The organism is Sinomonas cellulolyticus (assembly GCF_014656475.1).
Lineage (GTDB): Bacteria > Actinomycetota > Actinomycetes > Actinomycetales > Micrococcaceae > Sinomonas > Sinomonas cellulolyticus.
Window position 1 is genome coordinate 157,695 of record NZ_BNCM01000008.1, and the last position, 19,782, is coordinate 177,476.

13 protein-coding genes and 4 pseudogenes are annotated in these 19,782 nt (G+C 67.3%); 15 read left to right on the forward strand and 2 right to left on the reverse strand.

The window, feature by feature from the left end:
- Positions 1–24 precede the first annotated feature (24 nt).
- The 4 genes and pseudogenes from IE231_RS11900 to IE231_RS11915 form a co-directional block, all read left to right on the forward strand.
- A complete protein-coding gene (locus IE231_RS11900) occupies positions 25–1,173 on the forward strand; it encodes a flavin reductase (protein WP_189694187.1) in 1,149 nt (382 codons plus the stop codon).
- A 678-nt stretch (positions 1,174–1,851) separates the two neighbouring features.
- Positions 1,852–2,703: pseudogene (locus tag IE231_RS11905) on the forward strand (IS256 family transposase); the annotation flags it as partial.
- A 237-nt stretch (positions 2,704–2,940) separates the two neighbouring features.
- Positions 2,941–4,254, forward strand: a complete 1,314-nt coding sequence (locus tag IE231_RS11910) for an IS110 family RNA-guided transposase (RefSeq protein WP_229866784.1) — start codon at positions 2,941–2,943, stop codon at positions 4,252–4,254.
- Positions 4,255–4,351: 97 nt separating this feature from the next.
- Positions 4,352–4,819, forward strand: a pseudogene (locus tag IE231_RS11915) (transposase); the annotation flags it as partial.
- A 202-nt stretch (positions 4,820–5,021) separates the two neighbouring features.
- On the opposite strand, the gene IE231_RS11920 reads toward IE231_RS11915, so the two are convergent.
- Complete coding sequence (locus IE231_RS11920) at positions 5,022–5,681, reverse strand: TetR/AcrR family transcriptional regulator (RefSeq protein WP_134165679.1); 660 nt, start codon at positions 5,679–5,681, stop codon at positions 5,022–5,024.
- Positions 5,682–5,803: 122 nt separating this feature from the next.
- Here IE231_RS11920 and IE231_RS11925 point away from each other — a divergent pair, with 122 nt between their 5' ends.
- The 8 genes and pseudogenes from IE231_RS11925 (at position 5,804) to galK (ending at position 16,707) form a co-directional block, all read left to right on the forward strand.
- Positions 5,804–7,144: an ABC transporter substrate-binding protein gene (locus tag IE231_RS11925; RefSeq protein ID WP_134165680.1), complete on the forward strand. Its 1,341-nt coding sequence runs from the start codon at positions 5,804–5,806 to the stop codon at positions 7,142–7,144.
- Positions 7,141–8,100: a carbohydrate ABC transporter permease gene (locus IE231_RS11930; RefSeq protein WP_189694188.1), complete on the forward strand. Its 960-nt coding sequence runs from the start codon at positions 7,141–7,143 to the stop codon at positions 8,098–8,100. The genes IE231_RS11925 and IE231_RS11930 overlap by 4 nt, the downstream gene beginning before the upstream one ends.
- Positions 8,097–9,002: a carbohydrate ABC transporter permease gene (locus IE231_RS11935; protein ID WP_189694189.1), complete on the forward strand. Its 906-nt coding sequence runs from the start codon at positions 8,097–8,099 to the stop codon at positions 9,000–9,002. The genes IE231_RS11930 and IE231_RS11935 overlap by 4 nt, the downstream gene beginning before the upstream one ends.
- Positions 8,999–12,130 (forward strand): glycoside hydrolase family 2 TIM barrel-domain containing protein, encoded by a 3,132-nt coding sequence (locus IE231_RS11940; protein ID WP_134165683.1) that lies wholly within the window; start codon positions 8,999–9,001, stop codon positions 12,128–12,130. The genes IE231_RS11935 and IE231_RS11940 overlap by 4 nt, the downstream gene beginning before the upstream one ends.
- A gap of 20 nt (positions 12,131–12,150) precedes the next feature.
- Positions 12,151–13,104, forward strand: coding sequence for an aldose 1-epimerase family protein (locus IE231_RS11945; RefSeq protein ID WP_055805655.1), 954 nt, complete (start codon positions 12,151–12,153; stop codon positions 13,102–13,104).
- A pseudogene (galE, locus tag IE231_RS11950) lies at positions 13,101–14,108 on the forward strand (UDP-glucose 4-epimerase GalE); the annotation flags it as partial. The gene IE231_RS11945 and the pseudogene galE, both read left to right, overlap by 4 nt.
- A gap of 305 nt (positions 14,109–14,413) precedes the next feature.
- The gene (gene galT / locus IE231_RS11955) at positions 14,414–15,535 is read left to right on the forward strand and encodes a galactose-1-phosphate uridylyltransferase (RefSeq protein WP_229866786.1); all 1,122 of its coding nucleotides are present in this window, start codon (positions 14,414–14,416) and stop codon (positions 15,533–15,535) included.
- Entirely contained in the window at positions 15,532–16,707 is a 1,176-nt protein-coding gene (gene galK / locus IE231_RS11960) for a galactokinase (protein ID WP_189694190.1), read from the forward strand. Before galT ends, galK begins: the two co-directional genes overlap by 4 nt.
- Before the next feature lie 317 nt (positions 16,708–17,024).
- On the opposite strand, the gene IE231_RS11965 is transcribed toward galK, so the two are convergent.
- Positions 17,025–17,828, reverse strand: a complete 804-nt coding sequence (locus tag IE231_RS11965; RefSeq protein ID WP_189694191.1) for an MFS transporter — start codon at positions 17,826–17,828, stop codon at positions 17,025–17,027.
- 29 nt (positions 17,829–17,857) lie between these two features.
- Here IE231_RS11965 and IE231_RS11970 point away from each other — a divergent pair.
- The 3 genes and pseudogenes from IE231_RS11970 to IE231_RS11980 form a co-directional block, all read left to right on the forward strand.
- Positions 17,858–18,097 (forward strand): annotated as a pseudogene (locus IE231_RS11970) (IS256 family transposase); the annotation flags it as partial.
- Positions 18,098–18,918: 821 nt separating this feature from the next.
- A complete protein-coding gene (locus IE231_RS11975) occupies positions 18,919–19,176 on the forward strand; it encodes a hypothetical protein (protein WP_189694193.1) in 258 nt (85 codons plus the stop codon).
- 199 nt (positions 19,177–19,375) lie between these two features.
- Positions 19,376–19,782, forward strand: a 407-nt coding sequence (locus IE231_RS11980; RefSeq protein ID WP_189694194.1) for a recombinase family protein, incomplete at its 3' end; no start/stop codon positions are given.

The window sequence follows — 19,782 nt, forward strand, 5'->3', positions numbered from 1 at the left end:
AAATCCTGTCCCAAGGAGGACACCATGACCGCCCAGCCCCTCACCGCCGACGGCCCCGTCGTCGATCCCGTCGTGTTCCGCAACGTCGTCGGGCACTTCGCCTCCGGCGTCACGGTCATCACGGCCGTCGTGGACGGCAAGCCGTACGGCACGACGGCCTCAGCCGTCTCCTCGCTCTCGATGGAGCCCCCCATGATGCTCGCGTGCCTCAACCGCTCGTCGTCGACGCACGACCGCGTGGTCGAGGCCGGCGTGTTCGGCATCAACATCCTCGCCGAGGACCAGGCGGCGCTCGCGTTCCAGTTCGGCCGCAAGGGCGGCGACAAGTTCGAGGGCGTGGGCTACACGATCTCCGAGAACGGGGTCCCGCTGCTCGACGGTGCGCTCGCGACGATCGAGTGCCGGATCGCAGAGACGGCCACGGGCGGCACCCACACGGTGTTCCTCGGCCTCGTGGCCGAGGCGAGCGCCGCAGACCGGCAGCCGCTCGCGTACTACCGGGGCACGATGGGCCGCCTCGAGCGGGTCCTCGAGGTCAAGGCGTACGACGGCGTGCGCGACTGGGTGCTCAAGCGCCGCACCCCGCTCGGCTCGGTCCTGGACCCGGTGGGCATCGGCGAGGCGATCCGCTCCGAGCCCGAGCAGGTGCAGAACGCGCTCGTGAAGCTCACCGCCGAGGGCCTCGTGTCCCGCAACGATGAGGGACTGCTCGAGCCTCAGCCGATCACTGCCGAGACGACCGACGCCGCCTACGACGGCCGCGCGACCATTGAGTCCGGCGTCATCGCCTCCCATCTGGGCCGGCTCACCGACGGCGACGTGACGGAGCTGCGCCGGATCGTCTCCGAGCTCGAGGCGCTGCGCGCCGAGGAGGCGGGCGACCTCGACGCGTTCCTCTCCCTCAACGTCGCGTACCACGACCGGCTCGTGTCGGTGGCCGGATCCGCGGCCCTCGCGGACGCCTTCCGCCGCCTCGGCATCGGGACGGTGTGGCGCCAGGCGCTGACTGCCGAGGAGTGGTCGCGCCAGCTCGAGACGGGCCATGTCCGCGACCTCACGGAGGCCCTGGCCGCCCGCGATGTCGACGCCGCGCAGGAGGCCCTCGCCGCGCACACGGCATTCGGCAAGAAGCTCGCGCGCGACGTCATCGCCCGGCACGGCGGAACCGTCTGACACCGCGGCGGAAGGGAACCGGGGGCGGGACGCGAACAGCGTCCTGCCCCTTTCCCCGTCCCAGGCGCTTCCCTTTCAGAATGTGATGACCGACCGCGCGATCGCGCCGGTCTCCTGCCGCGCGTAGGCGTCATTGATCTCGTCGAGGTTGAGCCTGCCCTGGAGGTACAGGTCCGCGTAGAACGGGATATCGCGTCCCCCGGACCGCCGCGGCGACGTCGCCCGTGGAGGCGTCCACCACGTGGGTCGCCCCGAAGCGGCGGGCGAGCCCGAGCTTGGCCGGCTTCAGGTCGATGCCCACGACGGCGCGCGCCCCCTCGACGCCGCGCCTCAGCCTCGGCGGCCGGCCGCTAGCCAAAGAATCCTCAAGTATCCCAGATGCTGAGATACAGTGCGATGGTTTGAGCTCCTTGGACAACATCGCGGCCAGTGGCATAGCACCCCCATGCTCGAACCAGTAGGACCATTCTGCCCGCACTCGTCTTCCAACAGGGCTCGAAGGGCGCTACCTGCGACAAACAACTTTTGGAGCCCCGCCCAAAGCAGCCAGGTCCAGTATCTGATCAAAGGTTCCTTTAATGGGACGTCCATTCAGGACGACTACCCCTCCCCCATGCGACGACGGCTTCCTTGGGGACTGTACTTTCAACGGTGTAACTCTGACACAGGAGGTACCCGATGAGCGTTGATGTTGAGCCGGCCGCCGAGGCGGTCGTGGAGGATGGCGGGGAGCCTGTGCGGGCTCCTGCTCCAGTGGTGGACCGGGCGCTGATCGCGCAGCTCGTGGGCGACGCGCGGCGGCAGGGGCTCGCGATCGACGGGGAGGGCGGGCTTCTGGCCCAGCTGACCAAGGTCGTGGTCGAGTCCGCCCTGGAGGGCGAGCTGACCGCGCACCTGGGCTATGAGAAGCACGAGCGGACCGAGGAACCGGCCGGGAACAGCCGCAACGGGACCCGGTCCAAGACGGTCCTGACCAAGGCCGGCCCACTGCAGATCGACGTGCCCCGTGACCGGGCGGGCACGTTCGCACCGGTGGCCGTGGCCAAGCGGCAGCGCCGTCTGGGCTCGATCGAGGACATCGTCCTCTCGCTCTCGGCCCGGGGCATGACGCACGGGGACATCGCCGCGCACCTGGCCGACGTCTACGGCTCCGAGGTCTCCAAGACGACGATCTCCACGATCACCGACAAGGTCCTGGACGGGATGGCCGAGTGGCAGAACCGGCCCCTGGACCCGGTCTACCCGGTCGTGTTCATCGACGCGATCCACGTCAAGGTCCGCGACGGGCAGGTCGCCAACCGGCCGATCTACATCGCCCTGGCCGTCACGACCGAGGGGAACCGGGACATCCTTGGCCTGTGGGCCGGGGACGGCGGGGAAGGGGCCAAGTACTGGCAGCAGGTGCTGGCCGAGATCCGCAACCGCGGTGTCGAGGACGTCCTGATGCTCGTCTGCGACGGCCTCAAGGGCCTGCCGGACGCGGTGGGCAACGTGTGGCCGGCCACGATCGTGCAGACATCATCTGTCCACAATGGCGGTGGCCGAACCGTTCGGCCAGCCACCTGCGCCGTGGCGGTCAGAACCCTTGCAGACGCGTCGCCCTCGAGGCCCACATGCAGACCCGTTCGGCCGCCGCGGGGCAGAATCGTGAATCAGCCAGCGGGAGATGCGACGCCGGTGCGGCGATCGCCGAGATGAGGTCCTGACGCGAGGCTGCCGCGCATCCCCGGCACAGGTGGGTTCAGTCCGAGAGGAAGGACCTGCGGTATGACAAGTACTGAACTGGCCACCGCTGCCGGGACCCCCGAGGTGTTCGCCGGCGTGGACTGGGGCGGTGCGTTCCACCAGCTCTGCCTCGTCGACTCGACCGGGGCCACGCTGCTGCAGAAGCGCTTCCCGCACACCGTCGAAGGCCTTGCCGGGCTGTGCGCCGCCCTTGCCGCGGTCGCTGGCGTGGTCCGGGTCGCCATCGAACGCGCCGAAGGGCTCCTGGTCGAGCGGCTGCTCGAGCTCGCCGTGGAGGTCTACTGCATCTCCCCGAAGGTCTCCGCCCGGTCCCGGGAGCGCTACCGGATGGCCGCGAAGAAGTCCGACGCGTTCGACGCCTTCGTCCTGGCCGACAGCCTCCGCCACGAACACACCCATTGGCGCCCGATCCGACCCGCGTCCCAGACCCTGATGCGCCTGCGCGCCGTGATCCGCGACCGCGAGCGGCTCGTGTGGCGCCAGCGCGACCTGGAGAACCAGCTCCGGGCGGTGATGGAGTCCTACAACCCTGCGGTCCTGCACCTGTTCTCCAGCCTCGACCGGGACATCTCCCTGCAGTTCATCAGGCGCTACCCACAGCCCGCCCAGGCCGCCCGCGTCGGGATCAAGCGCATGGACGCCTTCATCACCGCCCACGGCTACTCCGGGCGCACCAGCGCCGAGACCCTCGTGGAACGCCTCCGCCCCCACCTGCTCGCCGCGGGCGAGGGCACCAGCGCCGGCCGGGCGTTCACCGCAGTGCGGATGGCCGAGGAGCTCTCCCTGCTCAACGGGCACCTGCGCGAATACGACACCGAGATCCAGGCACTGCTCGCCGCCCACCCCGACACCCGGATCTTCACCGCCTTCCCCGGCGTCGGCCCCGTGACCGCCGCGACCCTCCTGGCAGGGATGGGCGAGGACCGCGACCGGCACCCCTCCGCGGCGTCGCTGCTGGCCGAGACCGGGCTCGCTCCCGTCACCCGCGCCTCCGGGCGCACCCGCCAGGTCCGCTTCCGCTACGCGGCGAACAAGCGCATGCGCCACGCGATCGACTGGTGGGCCTTCGTCGCCGTCCGCGAGGACCCCCACTTCACCGGCGAGCACTACCGAAGGGCCCGGGCCGCAGGCCAAGGCCACCACCGCGCACTGCGCGGCGTCGCAGCCCGCTGGGTCCGCATCCTCTGGCGCTGCTGGCACGACCGCACCGAATACGACCCGGCCCTGCACCCCCTACGCCGGCAGGCCCTCGAAGCCGCCGACCACGCCCAGGACACCGGCCCCATCCCCCAGCGCACCGCAGAGGAACACCTGGCACTGCCCGCCGCGAGCTGAGCCCACGCACACCCCCAGCGGACGGGAAGCCCCCGCCCGCCGATCAGCCCTGCCCCTCGCGCCCCCCCATCCGGACCCCAAGGGGTTGACAGCGGGAGTCTGCATCGTGCACCTGATGCGCAACAGCTTCCGCTACGCGGCACGGCAGGACTGGGACGCGATCTCGCGGGGCCTCAAGCCCGTCTACCAGGCGGCAACCGTGGAGCAGGCCGAGGAGCGCTTCCTGGAGTTCGGCGAGCAATGGGGAGCCAAGTACCCGGCGATCGTGCGGCTATGGGAGAACGCCTGGGCCGAGTTCGTCCCGTTCCTGCAGTTCGACCGCGAGATCCGCCGGATCGTGTGCACGACGAACGCGATCGAGTCCGTCAACGCCCGGATCCGCAAGGCCGTCAAGGCCCGCGGCCACTTCCCCAACGAGCAGGCAGCGCTCAAATGCGTCTACCTCGCCGTGATGGCCCTGGACCCCACCGGCAAGGGAAGAGCCCGATGGACCCAGAGATGGAAGCAGGCCCTGAACGCCTTCGACATCACCTTCGACGGAAGGCTCTCAGCCGCCCGCCGCTGACCCGACAATCACAACCCACTTACACCGAAAAATTGACAGTCCACTCCCCGGGATGGCGGGCATCTTGCCCTTAATTACGCCACGCCGCCACGAACCCCATCGGTGGATCAAGGCTAAAGCATCCCCCAACTAGACACTGCGCGACTACTTGCCGGAAATGTCCGTTACCGTCCTCCATAGCAGTCGTCAGGCACAGCGAACATCAGAGTGAGTTCAGCGCTTCCAAGGAGGTCGCAGTACCAGCTGACCACCCGGCATCTTCGTCCGGCACAAGGATCAGGTCGAGGTAGCCCTTAAGGATGCCTGGCACATCCACTGTGTCGGGACTCAGGAGCCACTCGGTTTGGATTCCTTCCCATAGAGCCACGATGGTAGGTCCCGCGACCTCAGGGTCCACGCCAGGCCGGAGTCGGCCAATGCTCGCGAGGTAGCGCAGCTCCCCGCTGTACTCATCACGAAGCCGGGCGAAGCGCTGAACAAAGTAACTCCGGGCCGGGTGGTCCTCAGTCGTGGCTTCTCCGCAGAGTACGGAGTAGAGCTCAACGAGGTGGGGAAGTCCCTCATTGTGCTCCGCCTGCCGCACGATGGTTTCGGCAAACCGCTCCCGCGTGCCCGGGGTGCTCGTGGATATTCGGTCGCGGTACTCGAGCACCGCCACGAGCAGCTGAGCCTTGGTGGGGAAATGGTGGAGGAGCGTGGTCTGGTTGATCCCTGCCCGGTCCGCGACATCCTGGATGCTGCCGCCGTTGTAGCCCCGTGACCCGAAGACCTCTACGGCGGCTTCAAGAATTTGCCGTTGGCGCTCAGCGGTCTTGGCGTAAGGGCCGCGCGGGCCTGAGCGTGCGTTCGCCTTCTTAGTCATGAAATCCAGTCTAGTTTCATTAAAAACTGAGCATCTACTCAGCTTTTGTGTTAGCCTTGTCACGTCGGGCCGCACGGCCCCGGCGCCGTGTCCGCGGCGCTGACCATAACGAAGTGGGACTCATGCCAGCTCTGACACGACGACAAGTCCTTTGCGGTGGACTCGGCGCCTCCGCCTTTGCCCTTCTCACCGGATGCGCCACTCCGGGCACTGTTTCCGTCAATACCGCACCTGCAATTCCTGCGGCCAGTACCGGTGAGAAGGTGACACTGACGTACTGGTCCTGGCTCAAGAATGTTCAGAAGGTCGCCGATATCTGGAACGCGAGCCACCCGGACGTCCAGGTTGAGACGGTCTGGATCCCCAGCGGCAACCGTGGCGGGTACTCCAAGCTTTACGCCGCGCTGGCGGCGGGCGGCGGCCCTGACCTTGCACAGGTTGAAATGCGCACTGTCCCTGAGTTCATGCTCGTCAACGGGCTCGTGGATCTCTCGCGTTACGGTGCCCGTGAATACGCACACCTTTATGACTCGGCGCTTTGGAGCCAGGTGAGCTTCTCCGGGGGCGTCTACGGCATCCCCCAGGACTCGGGGCCGATGGCCACGTTCTACCGACCCGACGTCCTGGCCAAGGTAGGCGCGGCGGCACCGGTGACCTGGGAGGAGTGGGCAGCCGTCGGGAAGGAACTTCGCGGTGCCAACGCCTACATCGACTGCTTCTCTCTCGCGGACACCTCCTATTTCGTCTCTTTCGCGGCTCAGGCCGGCGCTTCCTGGCTGCGCCCAGCAGAGGACGGATGGGTCATCAACATGACCGATGACGCAACGCTGAACGTCGCGCGGTTCTTTGACCGGGCGATCGACGACGGCATCGTCACCACTGCCTATGGACCCTTCACCCCCGGCTGGTACGCGGCGGCTGCGAAGGGGGAACTCGCGTCGCTCACGAGCGGCAGCTGGGCCGATGCCCTGGTGCAGAGCGTCAGCGGCGGAGCGGGCAAGTGGCGCGTGGCGCCCATGCCCATTTGGGACCCCAGAGGGTATGGCTCGAGCTACCTGGGCGGCTCCACCGCGGCGGTCCTGGCTAACAGCAAGCACCCCCGCGAGGCCCTCGAGTTCGCTGTCTGGATGACGTCCACGCAGGCCGGCATCGACGCCGAGATCGCCAATAGTGGCATCGGATGGTCGCCCGTGCCGGGCATCATTGGTGCAAAGCGCGAGAAGCCCTCCGACTTTTTCGGCGGGCAGAACTACAACCAGGACGTCATCGTTCCGGCGAGTAAGTCGCAGAACATGGACTGGTCCTGGTGGCCGGTCACCACGCAGTCTTTCAACATCCTGGGCGACGGGTTCCGCCGTAAGGCATCGGGCACGAGCCTGGTCGACACCGTAGCAGCCGCCGAGCAGCAGATCATGACCGCCTTCAGGAACAAAGGGCTGACGATTAGAAAGGAGCAGGCATGAGCGCCACCGCAGATACCGCACAAGCAAATCCGTCAGCACTCCAGCGGGAGGGGCGCGGACGGGCAAGGCAGCAGCGTAGCGCTGTCACCCGTGCACCCTGGATACTGCTCGCGCCCTTCCTGGCGCTCTTTGCCCTCACGTTCATCTTCCCGATCATCGCTGCTGTCGGTTCGAGCTTTACGAAAGTGACCCGCAGTGGCCTCTTCGGCGAGACGGGCGTCCACTCCGGGTTTGCGGGGTTCGAGAACTATGCCCGCGCCCTCGGGGACGGCAGCTTCCTCGCCTCGATCGGCCGCGTGCTGCTCTTCGGCGTGGTCCAGGTTCCTGTCATGATCGCCCTCTGTACAGTCCTTGCGCTCCTGCTGGAGTCGGCCTCGGCCAAGTGGCCCGGGTTCTTCCGCGCGGCCTACTTTATGCCGTATGGCGTGCCGGGCGTCATCGCGACCATTCTCTGGTCTTTCCTCTACGTCCCAGGTCTTAGCCCGATCGTGGACGCTGCCACGTCCGTAGGCCTCAGCGTGAACTTCCTCGGCCCGGACACCGTGCTGTGGTCCATCGCCAACATCGTTACGTGGAGCTACACGGGCTACAACATGCTCATCGTCATAGCCCAGCTCAAGTCGATCCCCGGCGAGATATATGAAGCTGCGCGCGTGGACGGTGCGGGGCCCTTCCGTGTCGCGTGGACCATTCAGCTGCCGCTTATCCGGCCCGCCCTCGTGCTCACTACGGTGTTCTCGATCATCGGCACGCTTCAACTGTTCGCCGAGGCGCAAGTCCTCCAGACTGTGGCGCCGGCCGTCGACAGCCAATACACCCCGAACCTCTCCGCCTACACCACTGCCTTTGCATACAACGACTACAACGTTGCCGCAGCCCAGGCCGTGCTCATCGCCCTCGCGGCCTTCATCCTCTCCTTCACCTTCCTCCGGTTCACGAACAGGAAGTCCTCATGACTGCCACTCCCACCCCTAGCCGGCCCCAGAGCGTCGCCGGGGAGCCCCCTGTGACCCGGCGCCGACGCCCCGGCTCCACAACGATCCTCGTCACGGGTCTGCTTGTCGTAGCCGCGCTCTACTTCCTGGTCCCCGTTTATTGGGTTGTGGTCGCTGCGACCAAGACCAGCGGAGACCTGTTCGCGACCAACGGTTTCCTGTTCGCCCCTAATTTCGTCCTGTGGGACAACCTTGCCAACGTCCTCTCCTACGGGGACGGCGTCTTCGTTCGCTGGTTCCTCAACTCAATTCTGTATGCAGGGGTTGGCGCACTGGCCGCGACGTACTTCGCCGCTGCTGGCGGCTACGCCTTGGCCAAGTACAACTTCCGGGGCAACAGTCTCATCTTCGGGCTCGTCCTCGGCGGCGTCCTCGTCCCCGGCACCGCCACGGCCCTGCCCCTGTTCCTGTTCTTCAGCCAGCTCGGCATCGCCAACACGTACTGGAGCGTCCTGTTGCCCTCCCTCGTATCGCCGTTCGGCCTGTTTCTGTGCCGGGTTTATGCTCAGGCAACAGTGGATCCGGCGCTGTTGGAGGCTGCGCGAATCGATGGCGCGGGCGAACTTCGCATCTTCCACTCCGTGGGGCTGCGGGTTCTCACTCCCGCCCTGGTGACGGTGTTCTTGTTCCAGCTCGTGGGCATCTGGAACAACTACTTCCTGCCGCTGGTGATGCTCTCCGACTCGAATCTGTTCCCCATCACGGTAGGTCTGAACAACTGGCTTAGCCAAGCCGACCGGCTACCGGAGTTCTACCAGCTGACCACCGGCGGCGTACTGCTGTCTGTCATCCCGCTCGCCATCGCCATGATCGTCCTTCAGCGCTTCTGGCGTGGAGGCCTCACAGAAGGAGCCGTCAAATGAGCCCCCGTCCAGCGGAGGCCACAGCCTCCACCGCCTACGTCACCGACCCGGGCCCGGGAGAAGGACGGCGAGTACCAGCCCGTTCCTGGCTTCGCACCGACGCCCCGTCCCTGTCCCTCGACGGGCAATGGCGATTCCGACTCCTCAAGGGAGTCCCCGGAACACCCGGCGGGCGTGGGGTGCTGCCCCCGGGGGAGGCCGTGGAAGCGATGGCCGCTGCGGAGTACGACGACTCTACGTGGGCCTCGCTCACCGTACCCTCCCACTGGGTGCTCAAGGGCGACGGATCGTACGGCCGCCCGATCTACACCAACGTCCAGTTCCCGTTCCCAATCGACCCGCCATTCGTCCCCGACGAAAACCCCACCGGAGACTATCGCCGTACGTTCGAGCTGCCCGACGGCTGGAAGGCCAACGACACAGGCGGCGAGAGCCGCGTCGTCCTGCGCTTCGACGGCGTCGAATCCCGGTACAAGGTATGGGTCAACGGCACAGAAGTCGGATGGGGCGCCGGAAGTCGCCTTGCCCAGGAGTTCGACGTCACCGACGCTGTCAGCACCGGTACCAACACCATCGCAGTCCGCGTCCATCAATGGTCCGCTTCGAGCTACCTCGAAGACCAAGACCAGTGGTGGCTCCCGGGCATTTTCCGCTCCGTGACCCTCTTGTCCCGCCCGGCCGGCGGCATCGAGGACGTCTGGCTCCAGACCGGCTACAACGACGGGGCGGGGACCCTAGAACCGGAAGTGAAAGCGCCAGCATCGTCATACCCTGTTCGCCTCCGCGTACCCGAGCTCGGCATCGACGTCGAGTGGGCTAATCCCGGTGATGTTGCACCGGTGCCGGTTTCTGTCGTCGAGCCCTGGACCGCAGAAACCCCGCGGCTCTACGATGCGACCGTGGCCAGCGGGGCGGAGACGGTGTCACTGCGGATCGGCTTCCGCACCGTAGAGATTGTCGGAGACCAGTTCCTGGTCAATGGACGCAAAGTGGTGTTCCACGGTGTCAATCGCCACGAGACCCACCCCACGCTGGGCCGCGTCTTCGACGAGAACTTCGCCCGCGAGGACCTTGCGCTCATGAAGCGCTCGAACGTCAATGCAATCCGTACCAGCCACTACCCGCCCCACCCGAGGCTGCTCGAACTCGCAGACGAGATGGGCTTCTGGGTAATCCTCGAGTGTGACCTTGAGACGCATGGGTTCGAGCGGCACGGGTGGGCGCGGAACCCGAGCGATGAGCCGATGTGGCGTGAGGCGTTCCTTGACCGGATCGAACGGACCGTGGAGCGGGACAAGAACCGACCCTCGATCGTCATGTGGTCCCTCGGCAACGAGTCCGGCACAGGGCAGAATCTCGCCGCTATGTCCGCGTGGGTGCATGCACGGGATGCGGGCAGACCCGTCCACTACGAAAATGACTACGCCGGCGCGTACACCGACGTGTACTCCCGCATGTACGCGACACTGCCCGAGGTGGAAACGATCGGACGCGACAGCGACACCACACCGCTGCTGGGCTGCTCCCCTGCCGAGGGGGCGCGGCAGCGGACCAAGCCGTTCCTTCTGTGCGAGTACGTCCACGCAATGGGCAACGGGCCCGGGAACATATCGCTGTACGAGGACCTCGTCGCGAAATACCCGCGGCTGCACGGCGGGTTCGTCTGGGAGTGGCGCGACCACGGTATCGCCGCCCGCACTGCGGACGGCACCGAATACTTCGCCTACGGCGGCGACTTCGGCGAGGAAATCCATGACGGCAACTTCGTGCTCGACGGCCTCATCCTCTCCGACTCCATGCCCTCGCCGGGACTGTATGAGTTCAAGACCGTCGTGGCGCCCGTGGGACTTGCCTTTGACGGGCTCGAGCCGGGCGGCAAGCCCTGTGTACGGGTGACAAACCTCCGACACAGCGCGGATCTGGGAGACCTGCTCTTTCGCTGGCGGATCGAGGACAACGGCGAACCAGTCGCCTCCGGTGAGCTCGCCGTCGAGGGGCTCGACGGTAGTCCACTCGCCCCTGGCGCCTCGGCCGCCGTCCCCCTTCCAGTGTCCGCCGAGGGATGCACTGGAGAGGTATGGGTGACCGTCGAGGCGGTCCTCGCTCAGGATGCCGGGTGGGCCCCTTCCGGGCACGAAGTCGCCTCAGCACAGGGCCGTCTCGCGTCGCCCGCGAAGCGCCCGCTGCCGTCCGCAGCCGGGCTCCCGGGCGGAAATTGGCCGCAGGGAGAAGGCGCCGGGCTACTGGAGCTCGGGCCGGCAGTCTTCGATGAAGGACGGCTCGTTAAGCTCGCTGGCCTCCCTGTGGATGGGCCCCGGCTTGAGCTGTTCCGGGCGCCCACGGACAATGACCGCGGCGAATCCCGGGGCGGCTACATCGACACCGACCCTTGGGTGCCAGACGCAGACGGCATCCCGGGCGTAGGAGCTCCCGGGCCGTCGTCGGCAGCGCGTTGGCACGCGGCCGGTCTGGACCGGCTGCACGGGCGTGTTGAGGCAGTCGAAGTGCTTGATGACCGTGCCCTCCGTGTACGCACCCGGTACGCCGCGGCGGACCAGGTGCGCACCGTCACCGTCGAGGAGCAATGGATTCTTGACCCCGAAGGTTTGTGGCTGCGGGTGGACATTCTGCCGTCCTCCGATTGGGACGGTGTGTGGCCCCGTGTCGGTGTGCGGTTCGGGCTGCCCGCCGACGTGGACGCGGCGTCATGGTTCGGGCTGGGACCGCACGAGTCCTACCCTGACAGCCTCGAAGCTGCGCTTGTGGGACGGTACGCAGCCGGGATCGATCAGCTCGCCGTGCCGTATGCGCGCCCGCAGGAGACCGGTCACCGCGGGGGTATGCGCTCCCTCGACCTGCTCCGGGGCTCGGAGCCGTGGGTACGGGTAGACGCGTTCGCGGACGCGCGGGGCCGCCTGCCGGGATTCACACTGAGCCGGTACACGGCCCAGGAGCTCGCCGCGGCCCGGCACCCGCATGAGCTGCCTCCGGCCACGCGTTCATGGTTATACCTCGACGCGGCTCAGCACGGGCTCGGCACCCGCTCGTGTGGCCCTGATGTCTGGCCCGAGTCCGCCTTGGCGCCGGAGGCGCGGACGCTCACCTTCCGCCTGGCGGCCTCCGAATGACCAGCCTCGTGATGTCCAGGATGAGCGCCGATACCGTTCCGATCTCAGGTAGGCAGACCACGCTGCGCTGCGGCCCCTACACCGCCGAAATAGCCAGCGTCGGTGCATCGTTACGCTCCTTGCGCTACAACGGCAGGGACCTGATTCTCCCCTTTTCGGAACATCAGGTCCGCCCCGCCTACCGAGGGGCAGTATTGGTGCCTTGGCCTAACAGGGTTATCGCGGGACGGTATGAATTCGAAGGTGTGGAATACCAGCTCGGTGTCAACGAACCGAGCCGGGGCCACGCACTTCATGGCCTATTGGCCTGGGAAGACTGGTGCCCGGTTAAGTCGGACGAGTCCTCGGTCATTCTGTCCACCGTCGTTCAAGCGAGGAGCGGTTACCCCTTCCGCCTGGACGTACAGGTGTCCTACCAGCTGGATTTTTCCGGGCTGCACACCACTGTTACAGCCACCAACACCGGCCCCGGCTCAGCACCTTACGGGGCCGCCGGGCACCCATACTTGGTCGCCGGGGAGGGCCGGGTCGACGACTGGATTCTCGAACTGCCCGCACGAAAAGTGCAGCAAGTCAGCCCGGACCTTTTGATACCTACAGGAGTTAGCGACGTTTCAGAGGATCGACACTACGACTTTGTTGCCCCCCGCCTCATCGGTTCCACAACACTCGACCATGCGTTCACTGATCTCGTACGTGACAACGAAGGTTACTCAACCGCATGCCTGACTACATGGGACGGGTCCGGAACTTCGATGACATGGGGTCGGGACTGCCCCTGGGTGCAGATACACACAGCCGACCTCCCTGATGCGGAATCCAGCAGAGCTGGCCTGGCAGTAGAACCAATGACCTGTCCGCCTAATGCCTTCAACACTAGGACGGACCTCATAGTCCTCCTCCCGGGGCAGAGTCATACCGCGAGCTGGAATATTGAAGCGATACCAGCCGACCCAACCCGCACCCGTTCATGAAAATCTTGGTCACAGGGGGCACGGGCTACATTGGTTCCCACACTGTTTTGTCCCTGCAGGAAGCCGGCCACGACGTGGTCGTCATCGACAACCTGGTCAACTCCAGCGAGGAGTCGCTGCGCCGCGTAGCCGAACTCAGCGGCAAGACCGCAGAGTTCCATCAGGTAAACCTGGTGGACGAGGCCGCCATCGACAAGGTCTTTGCCGGCGCAGCCATCGAGGCCGTCATCCACTTCGCTGGCCTCAAAGCGGTGGGCGAATCCGTGCGGAAGCCGTTGAAGTACTACTACAACAACCTTGTAGGCACTCTGAACCTGATCCGTGTGATGGACAGGCATGACGTCCGGTCCATCGTGTTCAGCTCGTCGGCCACCGTCTACGGCGAGCACAACCCCATCCCCTATGTGGAAAAGATGGAGATCGGGGCCAACAACCCCTACGGGCGCACCAAGGAACAGATCGAGGACATCCTCTCCGACCTCGGCGCCGCCGACCCGCGCTGGCACATAGCCCTGCTGCGCTATTTCAACCCGGTGGGTGCACACCCCTCCGGACGGATTGGCGAGGACCCGCAGGGTATCCCCAACAACCTGGTGCCGTTCATCGCCCAGGTGGCTGTGGGCCGCCGAGAGAAGCTCATGGTCTTCGGTGGCGACTACGACACCCCCGACGGCACCTGCCTGCGCGACTACATCCACGTCATGGACCTCGCCGAAGGCCACGCCGCCGCCCTGCACTACCTCCAGGGCCACGACGGTGTCCACCGCTGGAACCTCGGCTCCGGACACGGCACCAGCGTGCTCCAGATGCACGCCGCCTTCGAAAAGGCCGTCGGCTCCCCCATCCCCTACGAGATCGCCCCCCGCCGCGCCGGCGACCTCCCCGCCTTCTGGGCCGACCCCTCGGCCGCCCTCGCCGACCTCGGCTGGTCCACCACCAGGACTGTCGAGGCCATGTGCGAGGACCACTGGCGCTGGCAGAAGAACAACCCCCTGGGCTACGCCCACTCCCCGGAAGCAGGGGAGGAGCCCCAGGCGAGGCCGTCCATGAGCCCCCATCTCGCCCCCTATCGCATCGACGTGACGGCAGGGGATCCGCCCTCGCTCGAGCACGCGCTGAACCGGGCAGTGGAAGCCGCGATCGCCCAGGCGCTCATGGAAGGGACCCGGGGAGTCCTGGTCACCCGCCGCAGTCCGCGCACCTACACAGTGGAACTGAGCCGGAGCGTCCCCTTCGGAACCACCCTCGAACGCGACGAGAGCGTCCAGGGACGATGATGCGCCACCCAAGAGCCAACGGAGGAGTCCCCATGGTCACCGCACACCACCTGTCCGCCGTCACCCGGAGCATCCTCGCGGACGGCCGCGAGCTCCTCTACTTCGACGACGCCGGCGCCGCCCAGAGGATTCCGGTGCCCGACACCCGCGACCTTGCCGCCCGGCCGGAGCCGGGCGAGCTTCGCTACGACGAGCTCACCGGCGACTGGATCGCCGTCGCCGCCCACCGCCAGTCGCGCACCCACCTCCCGCCCGCGGAGGCATGCCCGCTGTGCCCGAGCTCGCCGTCGTTCGCCTCCGAGATCCCGGACCCGGACTACGACGCTGTGGTGTTCGAGAACCGGTTCCCGTCCCTCGGCCCGGTGCTCGCGCAGCTGCCCGACCCGCTGGCCTGGGGCGAGACCGTGCCCGCCGCAGGCCGCTGCGAGGTCGTCTCCTTCACCTCCGAGCACGCCGGCTCCTTCGCCGCGCTCCCATACCAGAGGGCACGGACCGTGATCGAGGCATGGGCACACCGGACGGCGGAGCTGAGCGCGCTCCCCGGGATCCGCCAGGTCTTCCCGTTCGAGAACCGCGGCGCCCAGATCGGCGTGACCCTGCACCACCCACACGGACAGATCTACGCCTACCCCTACCTGACCCCGCGCGCGGCACAGCTCGCAGAGGCCGCACGGCGGCACTTCGACGCCACCGGAGGCGCGCAGGCCCTGCTCGGCGCCCTCCTCGAGCGCGAGCGCGCCGACGGGGCCCGCATGGTCCTCGAGGGCGAGCACTTCAGCGCCTACGTGCCCTTCGCCGCACGCTGGCCGATCGAGGTCCACCTCGTCCCGCACCGGCAGGTCGCCGACTTCGCTGGCCTGACCGGGCAGGAGAAGGACGAGCTCGCAGAGGCCTACCCCCGCCTGCTCCGCTGCCTCGACGCGCTCTACGACACGCCCACCCCGTACATCGCGGCCTGGTTCCAGGCACCCCTTGACCCCGTGCTCCGGCCGGCCGCGCGCTTCCACCTCCAGCTCACCTCGCCACGCCGCGCGGCCGACAAGCTCAAGTACCTCGCAGGGTCAGAGGCCGCCATGGGCGCATTCATCAACGACACACGGGCCGAGGACGTCGCAGCCAGCCTGCGCGAGGTGATGAGGACGGCGGCCCGATGAGCGCGAAGACGATGGACACCGACCCCGGCCTGGAACGGGTCACCGCAGCCTTCGACGAGGCCTTCGGCTCAAGGGCGAACGGCGTGTGGACCGCACCGGGCAGGGCGAACCTCATCGGTGAGCACACCGACTACAACGAGGGCTTAGTCCTGCCCTTCGCGATCGACCTCGCCGCCCGCGCCGCAATCCGGACCCGCAGCGCCGGCGCCCTCCGCCTGCTCTCCACCCTGGGCGAGGGCCGCGTCGTCGAGCTCTCGACGCACACGCTGAAGCCCGGGCACGCGCCCGGGTGGAGCGTGTACCCGGCCGGGGTCGTCTGGGCCTTCCAGGAACGAGGGATCGAGGTCCCCGGCCTCGACCTCGCCCTCGACTCGGATGTGCCCCTCGGGGCGGGGCTTTCCTCCTCGCACGCCATCGAGTGCGCCGTGGCGACGGCCCTCAACGAGCTCACCGGCGCGGGCTTCAGCGCAGAGGAACTCGTACTCATCACCCAGCGGGCCGAGAACGCATTCGTCGGCGCGCCGACAGGCATCATGGACCAGTCCGCCTCGCTCCGGGGCCGCTCGGGACACGCGCTCTTCCTCGACTGCCGGGACCAGAGCACCGTGCTCGTCCCGTTCGACGCCGCGGCCGCGGGGCTCGTGACCCTCGTCGTGGACACCCGCGTAGCCCACTCCCACGCCGACGGCGGCTACGCAGACCGACGACAGGCGTGCGAGCTGGGCGCCCAGAAGCTCGGCGTCGCGGCCCTCCGGGATGTCTCCGTGGCCGACCTCGACAAGGCGCACCACGTCCTCGACGAAGTCACGTTCCGCCGAGTGCGGCACGTCGTGACCGAGAACCAGCGCGTGCTCGACAGCGCCGAAGCGCTGGCTGCCTCCGGTGCCGCCGCCGTCGCCCCCTTCCTCGACGCGAGCCACGCCTCGATGCGGGACGACTTCGAGATCTCCTGCGAAGAGCTCGATACCGCCGTCGAGGCTAGCCGGGACGCCGGAGCCATCGGCGCGCGCATGACCGGAGGAGGCTTCGGCGGCTCGGCCATCGCACTCGTCCCCATCCACCACCAGGAAAGGGTCCGGGAAGCCGTGCTGAACGCCTTCGCCCGGCGCGGCTTCAAGGCACCACGCCTCTTCACCGTCAACCCATCCGACGGTGCACGGAGGCTCGCCTAGTGATCGCTAGAGACCACAAGACCGCGAGGACGACTCCCACCGCCGCGACCACAGCAGGCGGTAGGAGACCTGTCGATCGGAGGGATCCCCACTGGTTGGCACCCGCGCGAGTTCCCCGAAAGGAGGACGCGTCAACCGCCACCAGCACAGTGGCCTGGATGCACGCGCATCATCACCGAATCGCGTCATCGCATTGACGAAGCCCATCGCAGCGATCACCCACCTCTGGCCTTCTCCACAGCATCGTCAAGGAGTCGTCCTGGCACAGCGGGTTGCTCCGGGGAAGCCTGGGGTGCGGGCGGGTGGAGGGCCTTGGATCATCTGGGGTTTCGGGCTGCCACGAGCGTGATGACCCAGACGAGTGCTGCGAGGCCGGCGTAGCCGACGGTGATCGCTGGGAGGGCGATGACACGGCTGAGCTGTCCGGCGACGAGGCTCGGGACGGCGGATCCGGCGTAGGAGATCGCATAGACCACGGCGAGCAGTCCCGCGCGCTCGGCGGGTTCCGCCCGCGGCAGCAGCGCATTCATGCTGCCTGAGGTGGCGATGCCCATTCCGATGCCGCCCATGACGCCGGCGAGGATGAAGAGCGCCAGTACCCCTGCCGAACTCGCGAGCGCCAGGCCGAGGCCGGCGGCGGCGACCAGGGTCATCCCGATGCGCTGGGCTGTCGCCGGCTGGAATCGGCCGGCGGCGAAGCCCCCGAGGACGCTGGGGGCCATGTACGAGGCGAACACGGCGGCGGCGACCAGCGGGCTGTGCGATCCCAGGTCTTGGGAGGCGATGGTGGGGCCGAAGGAGTTGAAGTAGCCGCCGAAGGCCCAGGTGGCGACGAAGACCGCAGCCGCCACCGGCAGGTGAGGGCGCGTGGCGGCCGGGACGCTGAACTGGGGGACCAGGGACGACCAGGCGCCCGGGGTGCGGTCGACCGTCTCGGGACGGGTGGCGAGTGCGGCGGCACATCCGGCCAGGAGGAGCGCGAAGACGAGGTAGGCGAGCTGCCGCGGAGCGGGGCCCGACTCGACGAGGGCGCCGGAGACGAACACGCCGATCGCGAGGCCAACGGTGGACGCGGCGGTCGTCACCATCGCGACGACCCAGCGGGGGGACTGTACTTTCAACGGTGTAACTCTGACACAGGAGGTACCCGATGAGCGTTGATGTTGAGCCGGCCGTCGAGGCGGTCGTGGAGGATGGCGGGGAGCCTGTGCGGGCTCCTGCTCCAGTGGTGGACCGGGCGCTGATCGCGCAGCTCGTCGGCGACGCGCGGCGGCAGGGGCTCGCGATCGACGGCGAGGGGGGTCTGCTGGCCCAGCTGACCAAGCTCGTGGTCGAGTCCGCCCTGGAGGGCGAGCTCACCGCGCATCTGGGCTACGAGAAGCACGAGCGCAGCGTCTGAATAGGCTGCGCACCGCCGCCGGCGCATCAGGTGGCTCTCTGATGCGCCGGCGACGTGACGACGGCGTGCAGGCGGTCAGCTGGTCCCGTCGTCCGTTTGTGCGCAGGGAGGGTCGCGGAGCGACGGAGGTAGGCCCGCGCCCATAGGACGTGGCCCCAGGACTTGCAGGCAGACCTTGGGCCGGCCCGGGAAGCGCTCATCACCCGACTCCCTGCAGCCGACGGTCCCCGCTCACCAGTACGGCTCCGCTGGCCTGGACCCCGCGCGGCGATGCTCATCAACGAAGGTCGGCTTCGCAGCTATCGGGTAGCCCTTCGGAGTCGTCAGGGCAAGAGCAAGGCACTTGGCGATCTCGCCTTGCTCGCCCCCAGCGAGGAGGGTCGTGGCCATCCTCGAGGCCGCGATCTGCCAGAACGTCGTCGCGACTTCATGACCTTCTCCGCCTCAGCCGGCCAAAAAGCTCTGACCTCGATGCTTCGCAGGAAAGCGCTTTCGTGCGGTTGAGCCTGTGGATGTGATCGCTCTTTGGCGGTGTTTTGTCAGCGGTAAGTGACGGGGCGACTTTCGGCGTTGAAGACGCGGCCTGTTCCTGCTGCCAAAGTAGTATCCGGGTGATGCGTATTGGGAGGTCGCTCTGGATCGCTTTGCTCGCCGGCGCTGTGGGCGCTGGTGTATCTAGTTGCGGTGTCCTGGCGCCGCGCGCCTGTGCAGGACCGGCAGAGGGTCCGCCCGGCATCCAACTCGACGCAACGCCCTGGCTGGCCGCCCACCCCGGCGCGAGCCTGGAAGCCTGTCTCGCACGCCGTTGCACTGTGCTCTCGCACGATCAGGAGACCGCAGAGCTCCAGACCCCTATGCAGGATGTCGAGGGGACCTACCCCCTCACCCTACGAAGCGGCGGGACCGCGGTGGCCGAAGAACAGATCCACCTCGCCGACCCGACCGTCGCAGGCCCCTGCGGGACCGTCCACATCCTTGCGATCAAGCCTCTGACCTTGAATGGCAGCGGAAAACTCCTCGACACCCCTCCGCATCCGGCACCCTATGCGAGTGCCTCGAGCTCGCCGTGAGAACTGCCCAATGTCCAAGCCGGGCGTGCAGTTGCCAACGGTCCTGAAAACCTACAGCTTTACAAGACGTTGCCGTGAACTCAGGCTGTCCCTCCTCGCGTGCAGCATTTCTCGGGCCGGTCGGTGTCTTGGAAACCTGTCTCGACGAAATTTGCCTCACAGGCAGCGGATTCGGGGGTTTGTGAGCCAAACTGGGCAGGTGAGGCTTCTGGGGTACACGCGGGTGAGCACGGTCTCCCAGGACGCGCGGCTGCAGCTCGAGGCGCTGCGCGGGGTCGGGGTGGAGTCCAGGGATGTGTTCTCGGACGTGACCTCGGGCAGCCGGACCGCGGTCCAGAGGCCGGGGATGAAGCGGCTGCTGGAGTACGCCCAGCCCGGGGACACCGTGGTGGTCTGGCGCATCGACCGCCTCGGACGCTCGCTCATGGACGTCCTGAACACGGTGAACCTGCTGCGCGAGAGCGGTGTGAAGATCCGGTCGGTGTCGGACGGGATCGACCCGGAAACGTCCTCGGGCAGGATGATGCTGGGAATGCTCGCGACCCTGGCCGAGTACGAGCGCGAGCTGATCGTCGAACGGGTCAACGCGGGCATCGCCGCGGCGAA

Excerpts from the sequence above, each read along its gene's own strand:
- IE231_RS11900 (WP_189694187.1), top strand. The coding sequence starts at position 25 with ATGACCGCCCAGCCCCTCACCGCCGACGGCCCCGTCGTCGATCCCGTC.
- IE231_RS11910 (WP_229866784.1), top strand. The coding sequence starts at position 2,941 with ATGACAAGTACTGAACTGGCCACCGCTGCCGGGACCCCCGAGGTGTTC.
- IE231_RS11920 (WP_134165679.1), bottom strand. The coding sequence starts at position 5,681 with ATGACTAAGAAGGCGAACGCACGCTCAGGCCCGCGCGGCCCTTACGCC.
- IE231_RS11925 (WP_134165680.1), top strand. The coding sequence starts at position 5,804 with ATGCCAGCTCTGACACGACGACAAGTCCTTTGCGGTGGACTCGGCGCC.
- IE231_RS11930 (WP_189694188.1), top strand. The coding sequence starts at position 7,141 with ATGAGCGCCACCGCAGATACCGCACAAGCAAATCCGTCAGCACTCCAG.
- IE231_RS11935 (WP_189694189.1), top strand. The coding sequence starts at position 8,097 with ATGACTGCCACTCCCACCCCTAGCCGGCCCCAGAGCGTCGCCGGGGAG.
- IE231_RS11940 (WP_134165683.1), top strand. The coding sequence starts at position 8,999 with ATGAGCCCCCGTCCAGCGGAGGCCACAGCCTCCACCGCCTACGTCACC.
- IE231_RS11945 (WP_055805655.1), top strand. The coding sequence starts at position 12,151 with ATGAGCGCCGATACCGTTCCGATCTCAGGTAGGCAGACCACGCTGCGC.
- galT (WP_229866786.1), top strand. The coding sequence starts at position 14,414 with ATGGTCACCGCACACCACCTGTCCGCCGTCACCCGGAGCATCCTCGCG.
- galK (WP_189694190.1), top strand. The coding sequence starts at position 15,532 with ATGAGCGCGAAGACGATGGACACCGACCCCGGCCTGGAACGGGTCACC.